11 protein-coding genes and 3 pseudogenes are annotated in these 21324 nt (G+C 31.3%); 4 read left to right on the top strand and 10 right to left on the bottom strand.

Features of this window, described 5'->3' with window-relative positions:
* Window positions 1–481 precede the first annotated feature (481 nt).
* Entirely contained in the window at window positions 482–691 is a 210-nt protein-coding gene (locus MPTP_RS02060; RefSeq protein ID WP_013773380.1) for a hypothetical protein, read from the top strand.
* A gap of 113 nt (window positions 692–804) precedes the next feature.
* Here MPTP_RS02060 and MPTP_RS02055 read toward each other — a convergent pair.
* A pseudogene (locus MPTP_RS02055) lies at window positions 805–3199 on the bottom strand (phosphoketolase family protein).
* A 56-nt stretch (window positions 3200–3255) separates the two neighbouring features.
* On the bottom strand, window positions 3256–4680 hold the full coding sequence (gene araA / locus MPTP_RS02050; protein WP_041363467.1) for an L-arabinose isomerase: 1425 nt from the start codon (window positions 4678–4680) through the stop codon (window positions 3256–3258).
* A gap of 574 nt (window positions 4681–5254) precedes the next feature.
* On the opposite strand from araA, the pseudogene MPTP_RS02045 reads away from it, so the two are divergent.
* Window positions 5255–6631, top strand: a pseudogene (locus MPTP_RS02045) (sugar porter family MFS transporter).
* Between the two features lie 261 nt (window positions 6632–6892).
* On the opposite strand, the gene MPTP_RS09860 reads toward MPTP_RS02045, so the two are convergent.
* The 3 genes from MPTP_RS09860 to MPTP_RS02035 form a co-directional block, all read right to left on the bottom strand.
* The gene (locus MPTP_RS09860; RefSeq protein WP_013773373.1) at window positions 6893–7372 is read right to left on the bottom strand and encodes a hypothetical protein; all 480 of its coding nucleotides are present in this window, start codon (window positions 7370–7372) and stop codon (window positions 6893–6895) included.
* A 99-nt stretch (window positions 7373–7471) separates the two neighbouring features.
* Complete coding sequence (locus tag MPTP_RS09855) at window positions 7472–8335, bottom strand: TPM domain-containing protein (RefSeq protein ID WP_013773372.1); 864 nt, start codon at window positions 8333–8335, stop codon at window positions 7472–7474.
* A gap of 12 nt (window positions 8336–8347) precedes the next feature.
* The gene (locus tag MPTP_RS02035) at window positions 8348–8899 is read right to left on the bottom strand and encodes a LemA family protein (protein ID WP_013773371.1); all 552 of its coding nucleotides are present in this window, start codon (window positions 8897–8899) and stop codon (window positions 8348–8350) included.
* Between the two features lie 584 nt (window positions 8900–9483).
* Here MPTP_RS02035 and MPTP_RS02030 point away from each other — a divergent pair.
* Window positions 9484–10446, top strand: coding sequence for an EndoS/ChiA family endoglycosidase (locus MPTP_RS02030; protein ID WP_013773370.1), 963 nt, complete (start codon window positions 9484–9486; stop codon window positions 10444–10446).
* A 567-nt stretch (window positions 10447–11013) separates the two neighbouring features.
* On the opposite strand, the gene fucO is transcribed toward MPTP_RS02030, so the two are convergent.
* The 5 genes and pseudogenes from fucO to MPTP_RS02010 all read right to left on the bottom strand — a co-directional run bounded on the left by fucO (window position 11014) and on the right by MPTP_RS02010 (window position 20022).
* On the bottom strand, window positions 11014–12180 hold the full coding sequence (gene fucO, locus MPTP_RS02025) for a lactaldehyde reductase (protein ID WP_013773369.1): 1167 nt from the start codon (window positions 12178–12180) through the stop codon (window positions 11014–11016).
* Window positions 12181–12381: 201 nt separating this feature from the next.
* Entirely contained in the window at window positions 12382–12543 is a 162-nt protein-coding gene (locus tag MPTP_RS09690) for a hypothetical protein (RefSeq protein ID WP_013773368.1), read from the bottom strand.
* A 925-nt stretch (window positions 12544–13468) separates the two neighbouring features.
* Complete coding sequence (locus MPTP_RS02020; RefSeq protein ID WP_013773367.1) at window positions 13469–16348, bottom strand: carbohydrate-binding protein; 2880 nt, start codon at window positions 16346–16348, stop codon at window positions 13469–13471.
* A gap of 138 nt (window positions 16349–16486) precedes the next feature.
* Window positions 16487–18631 carry a glycoside hydrolase family 36 protein gene (locus MPTP_RS09850; protein WP_013773366.1) on the bottom strand — a complete coding sequence of 715 codons (2145 nt, stop codon included), beginning with the start codon at window positions 18629–18631 and terminating at the stop codon, window positions 16487–16489.
* Between the two features lie 5 nt (window positions 18632–18636).
* A pseudogene (locus MPTP_RS02010) lies at window positions 18637–20022 on the bottom strand (MFS transporter).
* A 105-nt stretch (window positions 20023–20127) separates the two neighbouring features.
* Here MPTP_RS02010 and MPTP_RS02005 point away from each other — a divergent pair.
* The gene (locus tag MPTP_RS02005) at window positions 20128–21039 is read left to right on the top strand and encodes an AraC family transcriptional regulator (protein WP_013773363.1); all 912 of its coding nucleotides are present in this window, start codon (window positions 20128–20130) and stop codon (window positions 21037–21039) included.
* The last annotated feature ends 285 nt before the right edge of the window (window positions 21040–21324 follow it).

Raw genomic sequence — 21324 nt, 5'->3', positions numbered from 1 at the left:
ATTTAACTACAATTAAAAAATAATTCTGCACTTCAATTAATTACCTTATGTAAAAATTTTTTATTTAACTTGAAATTATTCTCAAAATTCAAATATCTTAAAATTTATACTATTAAAAATAATTGTGATAATCTCTTTACGATAGAGTAATAAACAAATTTTAGATATTAATAAAAAATGAATCATCTCAATATAACTAAATTAATAATACGATATTTAATTATTAACTATTATTCAAAAAGTTATGTTAATTTATATGATTTATTCTTTTTCAAAACAAAATAAAAATATTGATCTTAAAATCAAAACAATAGAGTCATTATTTAATAAGTTATTGCATAAAAAACTCGTTATTTTTAGAGTCATTTATTATCATTAAAATGACATTAAACAAGGGAGCAATGAAAGTGATTGATGACTAAAAAAATAATTTATTTTTTTAAAAACAGCTTATTGCTTTTTAATAGTTTTTTTATTTTGTATGTTTATTGCAACACTTCTATTGAAAGTTAATGTACATTTTGATTTATCTGAAAAGGCACAATTTGAATGGAACAATTTAACACTTTTCTTTTCAATTATTGTTGTACTAGGTTTATTAATAGCAGTTCGGCCAATTCTAGCTAAAATTAATACAAAACACCTATTTTCTTTTTATCTATTATCTATTTATTTAGGTATTAAAACATAATTTTTAAAATCATTATACTAATCAAGGTTTATTTTATAATAATCATACTAAACTTTAATTAAATAGAATAACGGCTTCTTCTAAAATAATTTTAGAAGAAGCCGTTATTCTATTTAATTAAAGCAAATTGTTTTTTTCCTTAAATCTTCCCATTTCCAATTGACTACTTCAGGTATATCAATTCCATTCTTACGAATATATTGATGATGGAAAGCTAATATCTCATCCATTCGGTTCATAAAATCGGCAGCCTGTTCGTTGTAAACTTTATCGGCTACGTCTTTTGCAAGATGGAAGCGATCCATTTCACTCAGGACACGCATATCAAAAGGAGTTGTTATATCGCCTTTTTCTCTATAGCCATGAACAAATAATTGATGATTTGAACGACTGAAGAAAATATCACGAATTAATCCTTCAAAACCATGGAAAGCAAAAACAATTGGTTTATCTTTCGTAAAAATTGCATCAAATTCCTCATCTGTTAATCCACGTGGATCAATAGATGGGTGTCGCAATTTTAAAATATCAACAACATTAACAAAACGAATCTTTAAATCAATAAATTCTTTATTTAATAACGTTATAGCTGCTAATGCTTCTAGGTTTGGTTCAGTTCCTGAAGCTGCAATAACAATATCTGGTGTTTGACCTTCATCATTACTTGCCCAGTCGATTACTTTTACTCCTTTATCAACTAATTCTTTTGCTTCTGTTACTGAATAAAATTGTGGCCGTGGATGTTTACTTGAAACAATCAAATTAATGACTTCATTTTCTTGAAATGCCTTATCCATAACAGCCATTAAACAATTAGCATCAGCAGGTAGATATTCACGAATATATTCGGCTTTCTTTTCAGCTAGATGTGTTAGAATACCAGGATCTTGATGGGTATAGCCATTATGATCTTGCTGAAAAACCGTAGAAGTAGCAATTATATTTAATGCTGGATACTCTTTACGCCAGGATTGTTCTTTTGCTTTACGTAACCATTTAAAATGCTGTGTTAACATTGAATCAACAACTCGCAAAAATGACTCATAACTAGCAAAAAATCCGTGTCGTCCGGTTAAATATAGCCTTCTAAAAATCCTTCTGCTTGATGTTCAGATAGTTGACCATCAATGACACGTCCAACAGAAGATTGCCATTCATCAGTATTAGATATTGGCTCCATCCATTGACGATCTGTACTATCAAATACCTTATTTAACCGGTTTGATTTTGTTTCATCTGGTCCAAAAATTCGAAAATTTGTTGGATTCGCTTTAATAAGATCTTCTACATAATTGCCAAATACGATCATATCTTGAGCAGTTACCATTCCAGGAGTAGAAGTATCAATAGCATGTTGTTCCCAACCATTCATTTTCAAAGGCTTGGGATCTAGTCCGCCATTTGTAATTGGATTTTTCGCCATTCGGCGATCTCCCTTTGGTGCAAGTTCTTTCAATTCGGGTTTTAATGTGCCATTTTTATCAAATAGTTCTTCTGGATGATAACTCTTTAACCAGTCTACCAAAGCATCAATATGTTCCATATGTTCTGCATCTACTGGAATTGGTACCTGGTGAGCATGGAAAGTGCCTTCAATTTTCTCATCATCCCATATTTTTGGGCCAGTCCATCCTTTTTGTGTTCGCATAATCAACATTGGCCAATGCGGCATTTTCGCATTTTCTGCTTTATCTTTACGTGCTTCTTTTTGTATATCTTTAATTTCTTCTATGATATGATCTAAAATTTTAGCCATAAGCGGGTGAACTTCATCAGGTACTGTTCCTTCAACGAAATAAGGTTTCCATCCCATTCCTTCAAAATATTTCGTCAATTCTTCATCACTTTTTCGTTCTAAAATTGTTGGATTAGAAATTTTTCCACCGTTCAAATATAAAATAGGTAAAATTGCCCCATCGTTAACTGGATTAATAAAAGTATTCGCAAACCATCCTGCTGATAAGGGACCTGTTTCAGCCTCACCATCACCAGCAACCGTTGCGGCAATGACATCTGGATTATCCAAAATAGCTCCAGTAGCATGAGAAATACTGTACCCTAATTCACCACCTTCATGGATAGAACCAGGTGTTTCTGGTGCAGCATGTGAAGCAATTCCGCCTGGAAAAGAAAATTGTTTAAATAATTTTTTTAAACCTTCTTTATCTTCTGTGATTTCTGGATAAATTTCTGTATAGCTGCCATCTAAATAAGAATTAGATACCATGACCTGTCCACCATGACCTGTCCACCATGACCGGGCCCTTCAACATAGAACATATTTAAATCATATTTATTTATTACTCGATTCAAATGAGCATAGATAAAATTTTGGCCGGAAATTGTTCCCCAATGTCCAATTGGATGGACTTTTACATCTGTTGTTTCAATCGGTCGATCCAGCAATGGATTATCTTTTAGATAGAGTTGTCCAACCGAAATATAATTGGCTGCACGCCAGAAGGCATCTAATTTTGCCAAATATTCTTTTGAGTCATATTTTGTCATGCATGTACTCCTAACTTTTTATAAAATATTAAGAAATATCAAACTTATACTACGATTTATTTAATAATAACGGTTTCCAAATTAACGAGTTTTGCCCAAGTTTCAATTTGATCGGTTGTCAGATTTAATGAGATGACTGTATGGTGACCTCCACCTGTTTCAATCCAAGATTGAACACCTTCATGAAAACTTGGCTTTACTTTCCATAATACACGGGCAACAGGTAGATGAGGTGCTGCCTCAGTTGGTTCAAATGCCGAAACTTCATTCACTAATAACTTATAATGTGTTCCAAAATCGGCCATCGATACCACGACACCATTTCCCGCCTTACCATCAAAGACTAAACGTGCCGGATCTTCACGATTTCCCATAGATAGTGGTGAAACAACAATTTTTGGTTTATTGACTGCTAGAGTTGGATCTACTTCCAACATATGTGAACCTAAAATTGCTTCTTTTCCAGGTGTCAATTCATACGTATAATCTTCCATGAAACCGGTATTTTGATTATGAGACATAACTTTTAATAAACGATCAATCGCTGCAGTTTTCCAGTCTCCCTCACCAGCAAATCCATAACCTTTTTCCATTAAACGTTGAACGGCTAAACCAGGTAGTTGTTGCATCCCATATAGGTCTTCAAAGTTTGAGGTAAATGCATTATATCCACCTTGTTCCAAGAAACGACTTAACCCAATTTCTTGACGTGCCTGTACTTTAACATGTGCTTCCCATATTGTGTGATCATAATCCCAATAGTCAAAATCATATAATTTTTTATATTCATCAAATAAGGCATTGACTTCTTCCTCAGAAACGGCATCAATAACTTTGACAAGATCTCCAATACCATAATAATCAACGACCCAACCGAATTGGATTTGTGCCTCTACTTTATCCCCTTCTGTTACACCTACATTTCGCATATTATCACCAAAACGAGCAACCTTAATATTAAAGCTTTCATCATAGGCAACTGCTACATCCATCCAATCAGCAATTTGTTGTTGCACATTACTGTCTTGCCAATAGCCTACTACAGTTTTATTTTGTTTTTTAAGACGAGCATTAATAAATCCATATTCTCTATCTCCATGGGCAGATTGATTTAAATTCATAAAATCCATATCAATCGTTTGCCATGGAATACTTTCATTAAATTGTGTTGCTAGATGTAGTAAAGGTTTTTGTAACAGTTTTGTTCCACGAATCCACATTTTTGCGGGTGAAAATGTATGCATCCAAGTGATAACACCAGCCACTTCGTCCCGATAATTTACTTCTTTTATGATATGAGTGATCATATCTGAAGTTATTGCTAAATCCTTTAAAACAATCGGATAAGGTAGCTTACCAGAAGCATTCAAGCTTGATACGATTTTTTCTGCATCATCTTTCACATAGCCAAGTGCTTCTTCTCCATATAGATATTGTGATCCTACAACAAACCAAAATTCTTTTTTATCAATTTTCAACATTTCTCCCACTCCTTTTTATTGGTTAAAATAGTATTTCATGAGAATTACATATTAATCTTTCCTAGATTTATTATCTATATACTGTTTATGTCCACTGCCCATGAAAATTTAATGATTGACCTATCGACCTATCCATTAAGTAATTTTATTGGAATATAGCTAAATCAGTCGCCAAGATTACCCAATCTACTCAAAGGCAATCTTCCTATCTATCATGCCATTATTGCTTTCAATTGACAAATCAACAGTTTTCTTCATGCTTTTTCGATTGATACATTGCTAAATACTAGAGTTATTAACAAACAAAATAAAGCATTTTAATTCATTAACAAATTCTCTTTTTTGACTTTTTAATTTATATAAATATATCCCTTCTTTCTGTCAATCATCTATTTAGCTTGCTTTTTGATTAGCGCTTACATTTAAAATGTAAACTTTTTGTACGTACATGTCAATAGATAAATAGAAATTTAATCAAAAAAGCCATTTTATGTACGTACATATTAGTAAAGTGCAATCATTTGCAAAAAAAGTGAAACCAGCCTATTTTATTACTTGTAAGGAGTGATAAGAAATGAAAAAAGAGAAAAAAATTTCTGCCACTTACATTTATTTTTTTGGTGCATTTGGCGGCATATTGTTTGGCTACGATATTGGTGTTATGACAGGTGTCCTTCCTTTTTTGCAAATTGATTGGCATTTGACGCACAATGCAGCAATTATCGGTTGGATTACCTCCTCAGTTATGTTAGGTGCCATTTTTGGTGGCGCTTTAGCTGGTACATTATCCGATAAGTTTGGTCGTCGTAAGATGATTCTAATTTCTTCAATTGTTTTTATAGCAGGTTCGCTTTTATCTGCTGTTGCACCAAATCAAGGACAATATTACTTAATTATTGTTAGAATTGGCCTTGGCTTAGCAGTTGGTGCCGCTTCCGCCTTAGTTCCTTCCTATATGTCTGAAATGGCTCCTGCCAATTTACGTGGAAGGCTTTCAGGGATCAACCAAGTGATGATTGTTATCGGTATGTTGTCTTCTTATATTGTTGATTATTTATTGAAAAATTTACCAGGAACATTCACTTGGCGGTTTATGTTAGGTGCCGCTTCAATTCCTGGATTAATCTTATTTTTAGGTGTTCTAGCCTTGCCTGAATCTCCACGTTTTTTAGTACAAATCAATAAAATAGATGAAGCTAAACAAGTATTAAGTTATATTCGCAAGCCAAATGAAGTAACAAATGAATTAAATGAAATTTTGACAACCACAAAACAAACACAACAAACACAACATACAACCAGTTGGAGAACCCTACTTACAAACAAGTATCGCCCACTTGTTATTGCTGGAATTGGTGTAGCTGCTTTTCAGCAATTTCAAGGAGCAAATGCTATTTATTATTATATTCCACTAATTGTTCAAAAAGCTACAGTACATGCAGCAAGTGATGATTTGATTTGGCCAATTATTCAAGGAATCATTTCACTTATTGGTGCACTGCTTTTTCTAGTTATTGCCGATAAATTCAATTGACGCACCTTATTAGAAGTTGGTGGTATTGTGATGTGCCTATCTTTCATTTTGCCAGCCGTTATAAGTATGTTAGTAAAATCGGCAACCAATCATTTTTTAATTGTCTTTTTCCTTTTTCTTTATGTAGCCTTTTATTCATTTACTTGGGCACCACTAACTTGGGTTATTGTTGGAGAAATATTTCCACTTTCTATTCGAGGACGAGCTTCTGGCTTAGCTTCTTCTCTTAATTGGCTTGGTTCATTTTTAGTCGGTCTACTTTTTCCGATTATGACAGCTCATATGTCTCAAGAAATTGTTTTTGCCATTTTTGGTGTTATTTGTTTATTAGGTGTTTTATTTGTTCAATTCTTTGTACCAGAAACCCGTGGACGTACTCTAGAACAAATTGAACAGGAAGCAGAAACAAAACGATAACCTAAGAGGATATCAAAGACTGTTTTTCTAGCAAAATAATGAATTAAAATAATTCTATAACAAATAATAAATGAATAATAATTTTAAATATTGCTTTTTACTATGCATATTTAATAAAACGACCAGGTGACTTTTATAGGTAAATCCTAAAGCGAATCCTGGTAGAAATGAATTATTTAATTATTTTTTAACAAATGAAAAAATAAAAATTTTTAATAAATACTGATTAATAATTGCTAAAAAAGTACAGCTAAAGAGAAATCATTTTAGCTGTACTTTATAATGATGAATAAATTTTGACCTGTAAATTGTCACCAACCTCCAGAAGCACCGCCACCACCAGACGAACCACCTCCAAATGACCCCCCATGAGCCACCACCACTGCTACCTCCTCCAAAGCCACCAAAACCACCACCGCCTCTTCGGTTATTATCTTTGTTAAACCAATTAGCAGAATTATAGAGGGAAATAAGATAGGCGGTTGTCAGAATCTCTCCTTTATGGGAATAAAGTTTATCGCCAACAAGTATACGGCCAAATGCTTTCTTTTTGGCTGAAGGAAATTGAATAAAAATTTTACCACGTTTAATAGCATTTTGTAATTGTTTGACAGAATAGAGAAATAAAATACCACTTGCTGCCAATTGATAAAATGCTGTTTGTTTTACTTGATGAATTTTCTCTTCCTGTGAAGAAGAATGGTTCAAATGCCTGATCGTTATAAGAAAATTTCCATACATATCAATCAATTGTCGATGAACAGTCCTATTTTTATAAATAAAAAGTAAACTCAGTAAACAAAGAATAAACGATATAAAAATAGCACTTAGGTAGTTAAATTATTTTTGTTGCTTCTCATCATGCAAATTTGCAATCATGGCATCAACCAAAGCCGTCTTTGAATTAATAATTGGAAACACCTTATCCAGTACTCGATCTACTCCCTGACTATATTTATCATTTTTAAAATCATCAACGACCTGTCTATTATTAATAATATCATCTACTTTAGCATCGGGTAGTAAACTTTCTAATCCATATCCTACCTCTAAATGAAATTTACGATCTCCAACTGAAATCAAATATAAAATACCATTATTCTCTTTTTTATTTCCAATGCCAAGTTGATTAAAAAGTTTATTGGCATAACTTTCTATCGTTTCACCTTCTGGTAAATGATTGATCGTAATTACTTCAAGTTGTGTTCCATTTGTACTAGCTGCTAATTGTTTATTTAAATAATAAACTTTATCTTTTATTGCTTGATTAAGAATATTTGCATTATCAGATATGAAAATATTATTCTGATTTAATACGATTTTTTCATTGGTATCTTTAATTGTAACTGTATAATTTTCTTCTATTTTTGGATAGTCTCCTAAATTAGCTAAGTTATCATCCAATACTTTTTTAAAGGAAGCTGTGGTAGGTTGTTTTTTACCAGCTAAAATATCAGACCGCTCAATTTCTGCTTTTCTAATACGTCTCTCTAAATTTAACTGATCTTTTTGATAATGATTTTTATAACTCGTTGGCAAAAGAGAGATTCCAAGGAAAAAAATGGTTATTAATAGAAAAAAGATATAGAATAAAAACTGCCACCGATTGATTCGACCTAATTGATCAAATCTTTCTTTGACCCATTGATTCATTTTTTCTATCTTAGGATCTATAGGATTGTTTGCTGAATGATTACTTTTCATACTTATAATCCTCTAATCAAAATTAACATTAGGAACTTTTTTTGCTTTTTCGTCTGCTTTAAAGTTTGATTTTTTCTCAAATCCAAACAATCGAGCTACAATATTTTTGGGAAAACGTACAATATTCTGATTATAATTATTTACTTCTTGAATATAGTTGCGTCTTTCAACAGAGATTCGATTTTCTGTGCCTTCTAGCTGAACCATTAAGGTTTTGACATTATCATTTGATGCTAGTTTTGGATAATTTTCATGAATGACATTGATCATAAGTCCTAAACTACTATCCAACTGGTTATTTGCTTTCACTTCTTCATTGGGCGATTTTGCGTTATTATAATTTTTCCGAGCTTGAGTAATATCACTGAAAACTTTCTGTTCTTGTTTCATACTGCCTTTTACACTATTCACCAAGTTTGGAACCAGATCTGCTCTTCGCTGCATAACATTTTCCACCTGAGACCAAGTGGTATCTACCTGATTTTCTTCAGAAGCCAAACTATTATAGGTGCCTATAATAAATCCAATAACAATTATAATAATTAATCCTAATATACCAAACACTACTAATCTTGTTCGTTGTTTTTTTTAATGAATCCACACTCATTTCTATAAGATTATTTTTACTACATTTCATTTAGAAAATTATAAGTAATAAAATTGTTGTTCATGCATGATTTCTTGATTTAATCATTTTCTAGTAAATTTTGTAGAAAATTCGATCTGTCGATATATAATAGCCAATTATGATTTTATTAGCTTCAAAATTAAATATGCTTCATATCAAGGTAAATAAATTCACCTTAAGAATTATTTTATTACCTTAACTGCTAAAATGTACTAACTTTTAAAATTAATAGTTATTTTTCTTATATTTACTAAAAGTAAAAGATTAAAACAATTTAATTATTTAAATTGTTTTAATTTCCAATGAAACAGAATATTAAAATTTATAAATTGTAGTCATTATAGCAGAAATGCTATTATTTGTCTTGATTTGTTGTTCTGTAAATAAAGTTTAAAAAATTTTTTACTTCTAAAATAATAATTAGTCATTCAAAAAATCAATGTCTGGGTAGCAGATTAGTTCTCATCATGCTTTCACTAGGTTTATAATAATACTTATCTAATATAGGGGAGGGATTTGGATGAAAAAAGTAATGTTGATTATTAGTTTTATTTTTATTGGAATGTTTATAGAAATGTTTAATTTAACCACACATGCAGAAACAAGGCATCAACCTATTACTATGGCTTATTATCGTATATGGCGAGATATCACTATGCCAAAAAATGCAAATTCTGATTTGCCATATGAAAATGTAATTTCAATGACTGACCTACCTAGTGGACTAGATATTGTTTCTTTGTTTCACTACGTGAAACCAGGCACGAATCAAGAAAAATCCTGGCAAACTGTTCATGATGTTTATGTGCCTACTCTGCATAAACGTGGCACAAAGGTCATTAAAACATTAGGTATTGAAGAAATATACGATGTTCCAAGCAAGCAACAAACACCCACCCAAAAAGAATATGATGATTATGCCCAAAAATTAATTGAAACACACCTTATTCCTTATAATTTAGATGGACTTGATATTGATATGGAAGCTCATCTGACTTCATCTCAAGAAGAAAAAGCCATTCATGTTATTTATTCGCTCAATAGAAAATTAAAACAAGAAACCTCACATCCAAAATTATTAATTTATGATACAAATCAAGATAATCACCATTTATTTAAAGAAATAGCTTCACAAATTGATTATCTATTTTTACAGGCTTACGGTAGAGACACTAAAAGTCTTGATCAAACCTGGCAAACCTATCGTAATACAATTTCTGCTACTAAATTTGTACCTGGTATTACCTTTCCTGAAGAACAGGACCAAAATCGTTGGTATGATGCCTATGAACCATTTAAAACAAGTAATGCCTATCTATATGCGAAATGGCAACCTATTGATGGTCCAAAAGGTGGCATGTTTATCTATGCTATAGATCGTGATGGGAAAAAATATGGCGATGATACAATTACAAAAACAGATTTTTCTTGGACAAACCGTATTATTGATACAATAAAGGAAGATTCAAATAAAACTAGGTAGGTAGATCGTTCATCCTAAATAACAACTTTATAATAAAAGAGTGAAAAATCTTATATATTTAGTTTTCACTCTTTTATTAAGTAAAGAAAATAACCCATTTAAGCATCCATTTACAATTAAAAAACATCAATAGTATTGATATTTATGCTACTTACCTTATAGAAAAAATATCTATATCAAGAACTTGGTAATTATTAAATCTTTTAAACATACAACCTAATGAAAAGAAAACAAGTTATTTCAAATAAATGGACGAGCTATTTATCTTATTTATTCAAATTATTGTTTTAACAAATAGTACGTTAAAATATTTTGATTAAAATAAACTACCTGTATTTTAATTAAGTTAGCTTTTTAATGAGTTTTAGCAAATTATTTAATTTCCGTTTTTATAATTGTTTTGTCATTTTATCCTATCTTAAATTACTTCTATCAAAAATCTTTTTATCTTTTTATTTTAAATAAAGAATTTAAAATTCATGAATTGGATAATTAGAAAAATAAGATATCAGAAGATTGTCTATTTGATATAAAAAAACTAAAAATTAGCTGATTGATTATTCCCAATCAGCCAATTTTTTTATAATATTTTTGATATAACTCAATAATTTCATCTCTATTTGTTTCTCTTGGATTTCCGGGTGTAGTAACATCATTTAAGGCATCTTTAGCAATTTCTGGAATATCTTTTTTCTTAACACCAAGCTCTGTCAGATTTTGTGGAATACCAACATCAATGCTTAATTGTTTGACCGCAGCAACCGCCCTTTCACGAACTTCTTCTAGAGGTAAGATTTCTGCGTCTTTAACTTTAAATTTAATAGCAATTTCTCGATATTTCTCTCCGGTAAATGCCTTATTATAATTCATAATTAATGGCAATAAGGTAGCACAAGCTACACCATGAGGAATATCATACCAGGCGCTAAGTGGATGCGCCATGCCATGTACCAAGCCTAAACCAACATTCGAAAATCCCATACCAGCAATATATTGCCCTAACGCCATTTCTTCTCTAGCCGGTTGTTTTCCTGCATAGGAATCTCGTAAAGATCTTGCAATGATTTCAATGGCTTTAATATGGAACATATCACTCATTTCCCAAGCACCTTTAGTGATATAGCCTTCAATGGCATGGGTTAAAGCATCCATACCGGTAGCCCCACATAAATTTTTTGGCATTCCCATCATCATATCACTATCAACAAAAGCTACTACTGGAATATCATGAGAATCAATACAAACAAATTTACGATGATTTTTTACATCGGTAATTACATAATTAATCGTAACCTCAGCCGCTGTTCCTGAAGTAGTTGGTATTGCTAAAATGGGTAAGCTAGCTTTTTGTGTTTTTACTTCTCCTTCTAAACTAATTACATCAGAAAATTCTGGATTTTCTATAATAATCCCAATTGCTTTAGCAGTATCGATCGGTGAACCACCACCAATCGCTACAATATAATCAGCTTTAGCCTGCTTACAAGCCGCAACTCCAGCTTGTACATCTTCAATGGTTGGATTTGGAACAACGCCATCAAAGATTTCATAATTTAAGTTAGCAGCTTTTAAAATAGCAATCACTTTTGTAGCGACATTAACTTTCATTAATTCTTTGTCCGTAATAACTAGAGCTTTCTTGAAGTTGCGTTTCTTAACTTCTGTTGTAATCTCAGCAATAGCTCCTTTTCCAAAATAACTTGTTTCATTTAATATCATGCGCTTGACTGTCATTTTTCCATGCCTCCAGCTTAATAATTCGTATTAAAATAATTGCTAAAATTCGTTTGTAACCTATTGATTTTTTTACAGAAAATTGATATAGAAAATAAGATAAGATAATTCCAACTATGTCTACTCCCTTGTCTGTTAACTATTTTGTAATAAGTGACTTAAAAATTGAAATCTTTATATAAAGAACATAAACAGATTACTTTAATACATAAACATCATTAATCCGAATAGATATCCTACTATCATACCAAAAGCAGTAGTAACTGATACATCCAGATTAAATATCGATCCAACCAATATACCAATAATCGTTCCAATCAGCATACAAATCCAAGTTATATTTTCTTTTAACTCTTTATTCAATCTTCTTTCATCCTCAAAAATTTATCAGTTGTTCTAGTCGATTAATCTCTTCATTTCTTTCTTTATAGTTTGGTTTTAAATCATCAAATGTATAAAAATTATTTTAACTTTAAACAAGATTAAAATGATACTTAATATTTTATTTTTTATTTATATAGTTTTTCATAGCTTATTTACTTGATCGTTTGTTTGATAAAGCGATTTAGTTACTTTTTTATAGCATGAACTTAGCAAAAAATTATTTGTGATTTAATCCATCTATACAATGACAATATATCCGTTCTATTCAATAATCCTAGTTAAACAAAAAATAGAAATGCGAAGTAAACGATTTCAATTAGTTTTTCCAATAAATCGATAAGTAAATTGACAATAAGTTTTCTTGATTAATTTTATCACTTTAATTTCTCTTTATTTTTTATCAAATTTAATTATATAACAAAATAACTGACGTATTTAAAATTATAAAATTAATCTTTTTCTTTTCTAAATATTAGAGCATACGTTCAAGTATTGTTCTCTATAATTTAAGAATTAATGATCATTATAGCTTTTATTCTATCATAAAAACAATACAAATAGTTAAAAAATAGTTTTTTATTTTGCTTATACAAAATATAACAATTATAAAAATCTTAATAATAAAATATAGAAAATGAAACTAGATAAAAATGTTTATTTCTTCTCTTTATACTATGGAAATTTGATAGTGTTTTTTTAATTTATTAAATAAATTTTTAAACATAAAATCAGAAAACAATCATTAAAAACTGGAAAAATAGCTAAATTTTTTAATTATTATCAATAAAATTCATCTTTATTTGTAGTTTTTTATATTATTTTTGTTATTTCATAATCAAAAGTTCTCTAAAAGCTTGGCAATTTTACACCACTTTTAGAGAACGATTCAAACTGCTATTGCCTCTTAGTGTTTATACACCAATGGAGCTAGAACAAATTTATCAAATCTTGGTGTAAAGTCATCTTGGATTGAACTAAATTTATATGAATTGTCATTAGATAAAGTGATTTTGTTGTTTCCTTTTTTCAAATTAACTTTAATAATTCTATTTTTATAAACATCCCAGCTAAGCGTATTTCTAAAATAGATCGTTTGGGGTGTCTGATTATTGACCGAAATTTGTGCATATCGTTCAACTAAGTCTGTATTATACGGATGAATATAATTTTGATCGTTATGATTTTTCATTACAGGTGCTGGCTCATTATTTGCATAAAAGATAGATAAAATATAGGCACCTTCATTTTCTACCTTAACATTGAAAGAAAGGGAATTATTTTTTCCACCTTGAAATCCTTCTATAGCTTTTCCATTTGAAGCATAAGGAGTCTCAATAATTTGCGGTGTAGCTGTACTTCCTGGTAAATATGGATAGCTATCTTTATTTTCAGCATTTTTTTGTAGGTAGACTTCTTCTGCCTGAATAGTTATTTCTTTTTTTGCTGTATGTTTTTCTTTCCAGTGAAAGTCAAAATAATCAATAGCTAGCTCTTCATTAGTTCGAAGTTCTAAATGATTGACTCCAGCAGCCAGATAAACAGAATTTGCATTTACTTTTGTCAATCGTTGGTCTTTTGGTACTTCAAACTTAGAAATTGGTAGCCATTCAAATTCCACTTTACTTTCTGCTTTTGCATCTTTGGCATAGATCATTTCTTTTTTATAAATCGTTGCTGCTCCCCCACTTGCCGCTAATTTTAATTCATAATAACCATCTTTTGGAACATTCACATAAAAATCTAGTTTTCCTTTTCCTTTCGCATAACCAGAACCACTAGTATAATCATAAGAATTATCGAAAAAGAAATCACTGTCTGCACTCGTCAACTCTTCTGCTGAGACATGGATCGTATTCTTGTTTTCACTCACTAATGAAAGATCCATTTTGTCTAACGTAGCGGCCAAAACAGATCCTTGTTCTTTTCCACTTTGATCTTTTCCATCATGCATCAATTTAATTTTATGAAGGCCTTTTGTTAAATTTACATAAACTGTTTTGTAGTTATAATAGCCCCATTTGACGGTTGAATCATAGAGCAAACTTTCTTTCTCTTTACCATCAATAAATAATTTATGTTTTAATACAGCACCAATAGCACGATTTTGTCCGCCACTTTCAACATACTGTAGAGTTAGCGGATCTACCTGGGGTGCTTGAACAGAATAAAAACTATCTAATCGATAATGACCATTTTGGGGAACATCTACTGTATATTCAACACCATCATTCTTTGTATTAATATTTCCCACCTCTGCCCGATTTGAGCGAGCAAGGTCGCTACCGTCTAACTTATCAAAACGTTTTGCTTGACCAATCATCGTTGCATCTTCAGCTTCATAGGTTCTTCTCCATGACGCATGTTTTGTTTTTTTTATCTTGGATTCTGGTGTTATGATAGCAAAAAAAGCATCCATCAATTGAGCATCTTCAATACTAAAATTCAACTGATTTCCAATCAGATCAATATTACCTTCAAAAATTACAGGTATTTCATCCGCAAATCCATGGTGTCCCGTATAATGTGTTTGATAGATCTTTACGTGTACTTTTTCGGCAGTATTGAATGCAGGAAGCTCTTGTAGATTATTAATTTTTATTTGTTGTTTTCCTGCCTGACCACCAAACAATGTTTTTATTGTTTGATTTTCTTCATCTATACTTGTTAAGCCATACAGTGCTCCAAAATTTCCAGGCTTTTCAATATTTTCCTGTGTCATATTGATTGTATGTCCATGCATTTCGTTATACCATTTATAAATCCACCAAGCACTGTTTGGTTCATTTGTATTTGCTGCCAATTCATTGAGTGAGTTGGCCAATCCCCAGTAAGGCAGAGAAGCATAAGTTTTCGTTTCTTCAAAAATTGACAACCAATTAACCAGTGGCCCTGGTGCACCTACATCTTCAAAATTGACAGTTTCATTAATAAAAATTATTGGTTCTTTTAAGTTTTTATCTGTATAATATTGTTTTATTAATTTTTGGGCTTCATTATAATGGGTTTTATAAGAAAGTAGTTTATCTTTTTGTAATTCATGCCAGGTTATATAATCTGGCAAACAATGATGTTTAGAGGCATACTCAAAAAAAGCCTTATAAGCCTTTTGATTGTATTTAGCATAATTGGGACCGGCAATTTTTGCTTTAGGATGAATCGTCTTGATTGTTTGATAAATGATTGACCAATCTTGGCACATTTTTTCATTGTTCCCTGAGTACCAGATTTGATCCGGTTCATTGAAAATAACAAAACTATACTGTTCAACTTCTTGATCAGACTGATTTTTTAGCATCTTACTAACAACCGTTTTTACCTTCTCTTGATAATCTTCAATACCATTGGACTCATAAGGCCATTCTAGATAATAATCTTGTAGATAAATTTGATTTGTTTTAATACCTTGATTTTGAAGATAGGAATTCAACCGATAACCATCACCTGATGGATGCTGTTTGCCATCTGCTGCCTTTTGAATAAGCATTTTTGGTTGAATTGCTTCAATAAGATTGGCAGAAGGGATATCAATCTCACTAACTCCATATAAAAAGCCCGTTGATCCATGTAGCATCTTTCCTGTATTTGAAGCTGCATCAAAGTTTAGTGTTGGGACGTTTTTTTCAATTTTTTTATCTTTATTTGTTGTCACCTTTTTTATCTCATCTTCACTATTTATACTTACTTTATCTGTATGAGCCCTGGAATTGTCTTCATCTGCATAAACAATATCTGCAAAAGGTAAAAATAAAATTATACTATACATAATAAATAAAAAATTAATCATACTATCCTTTATTCTCCTTTTTCATTCATTATTCACAAATCTACCTGCTATTTACCCATAAAAAGCAATCATTTTTTCTCCAACTACCAATTATCAAAATGAGATAAACAAATTTTTTCCAAAAATAGATTTATTCTATTATTTTTCTAAAGTGATTTTATACAAACGAGCACTTGGAGCAGTTTCAAATTTAAAAGCGACTTGATTATTAACATTAAAAATCGTTGTTTGATATTCAGGTGCCTTAGGGTAGATTTGGGTAACTGTTTCAACCTTTCCATACTTTGTTAAATCTACTTCAATCAAATTTTCCTTTTGTTTATTATTCCATACAGCTAATAAAAGTTGACGATCCCCTATTAGACCAAAAGTATATTTTGAATCATCCAATTTTTCTAATCCTGTCGGCCAAATTGGTAATGATTTTAAAATTTGTTGACGAATTTGTTTATATACGTTTAATCCTTCAGTTACCAACTTAAAACGATTATCTGACAATTTATTTAAATACCCACTTTGATGAACTCTAAGTAGTAATGAATTTATCATATTATAGATTACTTCTTCTTCATCGCCATCCTCTAAAGGATAGGACCAAACAGCACATTGTTCCGGTGTTACTGCAGATGCACCAACAGCTGCAATAGCGCCATTGCGTAGGTAGTCCGTCTGATCGGTCAAGGATTGAAGGCTATGTCTAGAAAGCATGGCATAATCATGACGCATACCACCGCTCCCACAATTTTCAATTACAAGATCTGGATATCGTTGAAACAAGTGATCTAACCAATTTAGATACGCACGATTATGAGCGAGTAGTCCTTCACCATAGCTATCTGATAAATAATCGGTGCCTATACCTGTGGTAATGTTATAGTCCATTTTTATATAACCAATCCCATAATCGGTAATTAAACGATCCAATACCTGATCCGCATAAGCGATTACTTCTTTATTACGAAAATCTAAGTGGTACCGATCGATGTCAATAACACGTTTTCCATGACGAGTAAAAAACCAATCATCTGGTAATTTATCTGCCAATGGACAATGGATCCCCATGACTTCAATTTCTAGCCATAATCCAGAAATCATTCCTTTTTTATGAATGGCTTTTATAACTTCATTGATCCCGTTAGTAAATCTTTTCTCAGAAGGCAGCCATTCTCCAACACTATCCCACCAATATCCATCTGCATACCAACCACAATCTATGACAAAATATTCACACCCAGCTCTAGCTGCTGCATCAATTAAAGGTAATTCGACTTCTGTTGTTGGTTCTCCCATCAAACAATTCATATAATCATTAAAAATAATTGGTAATTGTTGATTATCTTTAGACACTCGCCGAATCAGACGTCTATAAATAGTCAATTCATCAAGAACTTTTTCTTGATCGCCATTTACTTGAACGTAAGCTGTTTTAACAGTTTCAAAGGTAGCGTGTGGTTTTAATTGAATCCAACAATGATTGTCATATTCTTCTGGACCAAAAAGAGTTAAATAAAGTAAATTGCCTACTCCTGTATCTCCAATTTCATAATGCCACGCACCATTATGTTCAATTTGCCATCCTGCACTTTGATTCGTAAAACGATTGAACAATACGCCACTAGGTGAGAATTCCGAACAGGACCAAGAAGAATTATTTGTAATATTAATTCGTTGTGAAGAAGGTTGTTTATGTTCGCCATCTACATAAAAATTAATACCATGTTCTTTCAATGTTCTTGTCTCCCATTGTAGTTCAGCTGTCCAAGCATTATGAGCCACCGAAAATTCCAAATGTTCAGCATAATTATTAGGAAAATCATTTATTTGTAAGATACCTGCCAATGTTAGCGAAGATAACCATTCAATGCCTACAGCTTCATCTCCTGTATTTTCAGCTATCTTAAATGTACGTATTGCACAACTATCATTAAATAGTTGAAAGAAGCTATGAATAATTAGTCCAGTTTTTTCATCTTTTTCTACAATGACTACTTGCTTTCCAAAATCTTTTTCTTCAACGTAATATTCTTGATAGTGTAAACGATCCGTTGTTCCACTATAAGATAGTTTGATTCCTTTATGGTGAATATTATCACCTGTTAATTGAACTTGTGTAAGTAGAAAAGCAGTTGTCTGCTTTTGAACCTGCTTTACCCAATTTTCATCTATCCTTTGTAATTCTCCCATATAAAGAAGACAAACATGTTGTGCTTCTGTAATCATAAAAATAATTTCTGACTTTTTCCCTTCAATCATCTGAATATTGGGATTATTTTTTTCGTTCATTCTCTCTATCTCTTCCTTTCTCCCTGTTTCAGTATTGCTTCCTGAACCGTATCTTCCATTTGTTCATATTTTTTATAAAATAATAAAGGTAGAATAGCCAACGTAAAAGCAATGATTGTCACCCAGTTAAAACTGATATTAATTCCTGTTAGTGCTTTTTCTGTTTGTGCCTGGCCGGCAATATAACCAAAACTTGCCATAATTTTAGTTGGAATTACTCCAGCAATTCCACTACCTAGTTTTAAACAGAAAGAACTCCCAATAGAAGTTAATAGACCGGCCGCTACTACACCATTTTTCCACTTACCATAATCAACAGCTGAACCAAGTAAAGCAAAAGGCATGGAACAAGCAATTCTAGAACCCATATTCGCAATAATCCAGCCAATCATAAGAATTACCAAATGGTGTCCACCCATCATCATAATTGCTTGTCCTAAAATAGCACTGATTAATGCACCAATCCAAACAGCTTGTTTACTCATAAGCTTTGTTAAAAATGGAACAGAAATCATGGCGATAATTTGGATAGAAGCCATCCCATTAAATAAAGATACCAATCATTTATTGCCAATATTATAGGTAAAGTAATAAACCAAGGTAGAAGTTCTTTCAATTAATGCAATCCAAAAAAAGAAATTGCTCAGTACAATAATAATCCAAGGCCAATTCTTATTCATCGCTTTAAACCCTTGCCTAGTTGTGACTGTTTCTGTACTCATTTTTACTCTTTCTCGAATGTTCGTAAAAGAAATTAATGTTAAAATGGTGGAAATTGTGGCAAAAATAGCAATTGTCCAACGAAATCCTACTACTTCATTATTTGGACCAAAGTAGGCAACCATCGGCAAAGTTAAGGTATTAACAATAAATACACCGAGTTGTGAGCCAACCATTCGAAAGGAATTGAGCTTTAAGCGTTCTGACGAATCGGCAGTCATCAAAGGTAAAATAGCTGTTAATGGTGTGTTTAATCCTGTAAAAATGATACCGGTTACAATATAAGTGATAGCAGAATACCAAATTTTTCCATCCATACTTAACTGAGGTGCCCAAAATGTCAAAATACCAAAAACAGAAAATGGGATGGCTAGCCAAAGAAAATAAGGTCGTGCTCTTCCCCATCTAGAATTTGTCCGATCAATAATCATTCCCCAAATAGGTGCATCTAAACTATCAAAAACACGAGCAACCAACAAAATAGTTCCTGCTGCTGCAACTGGAATCTTAGCAATATCCGTATAAAAATAAAGTAGATAACTACTAATCATCGTAAAGATTAATTGTCCAGCAGTATCCAATTGTGCATAACTAATTCCTTCCAAAATACTTACTTCTCTTTTTTTCTTTCTGTTACTTCCAATCTGATTTGTTGTTTTAACTTTTTGCATTGTGATTTCTCCTTTCAATATAAATTGTAAGCCTTTTCTATTGTTGGTAAAACCTCAAAAATATATAATTAGGTATACAAATACAAACAGGAGGTAGAATTTTCCTTGACAAAAGTATATATTTTTGATGTTCAAAATGCATTTACTTTTTTTAAAGCTGGCCAATTTGTAACTACTGGTGGATGGATCCATAAAAATATAGTCAATCAAGGTGACTATGAATTTATGGTTGTTATCTCTGGTTGTATTTATTTAACAATTGATGGTATAGAATATGCTGTAAAAAAACATGAATGTATCCTAATTCCTCCCTATACACGTCATTTTGGCTATAAAGGAGCAGATAAAAATTCTACTCATTATTGGATGCATTTTTTTCCAAGCGGACCAGTAAGTTTTAGTCAGGTGCAAGAGTCAATTTCACTAAAAAATGAAAGAAACTATCATAAAATTTGTATTCCTCAATATTTTCAGCTAAATGAATTTGAAAAAATAGTCATTCTAAGTAAGCAATTGCTGGATTCAGCAAATGATCTCTATAATTCTTTACTTACTTCTAATTTTGCCATTACATCAATTGCAATAGAATTATCAAATCAGTATAGTAAACAATTAAGCTCCCAAAAAAACAAAGTACCAACAAAGTTTGAATTAATTACACAATGGATCAGAATACACAGTCATGAACATCTAACTGTACAAACAATTGCTGAAGAGTTCCAATTAACACCTACTTATCTAGGTCAGTTATTTAAAAAATATAAAGGAATAAGTACCATTCAATATATTAATCAGAAAAAAATCGCCCAAGCAGCCGAATTATTAATAACTACCGACAAAACCATTAAAGAAATTTCTATGGAATTAGGTTTTTCTAGTGAAAAATATTTTATGAAAGTATTCAAATTAACCAACAAACTTACGCCAACTGAATTCCGAAATTCTTTTCCAAAAACTTACTTGAATAATCATTCTGTCGATCCATCTTTTCCTAAACCTAAGCAAATGATGACCTAAAAATAATAAATGGTCCAAAAGTTTGTAAATAACTTTTAGACCATTTACTATTTTTTGAAAGATTAGATTGTTTTTTTAACTTTAAATGAATGAAAATTATCTTATCTCAATGATTAATTCAGTGAGAATATATAGAAAAGCTTGTCGTATATATTCAAATATTATTCGCAATTATAATGAAATTACTGATAAATGATCATTGCTCCTATTATTCTAGACGAATATAATTAATAGAAATTCTACTTGAATAAACGGTTCATATTCAAAATAAGGGATTAAAGAAGA

Source organism: Melissococcus plutonius ATCC 35311 (assembly GCF_000270185.1).
GTDB lineage: Bacteria > Bacillota > Bacilli > Lactobacillales > Enterococcaceae > Melissococcus > Melissococcus plutonius.
This window is presented reverse-complemented; position numbering and strand designations above follow the sequence as displayed.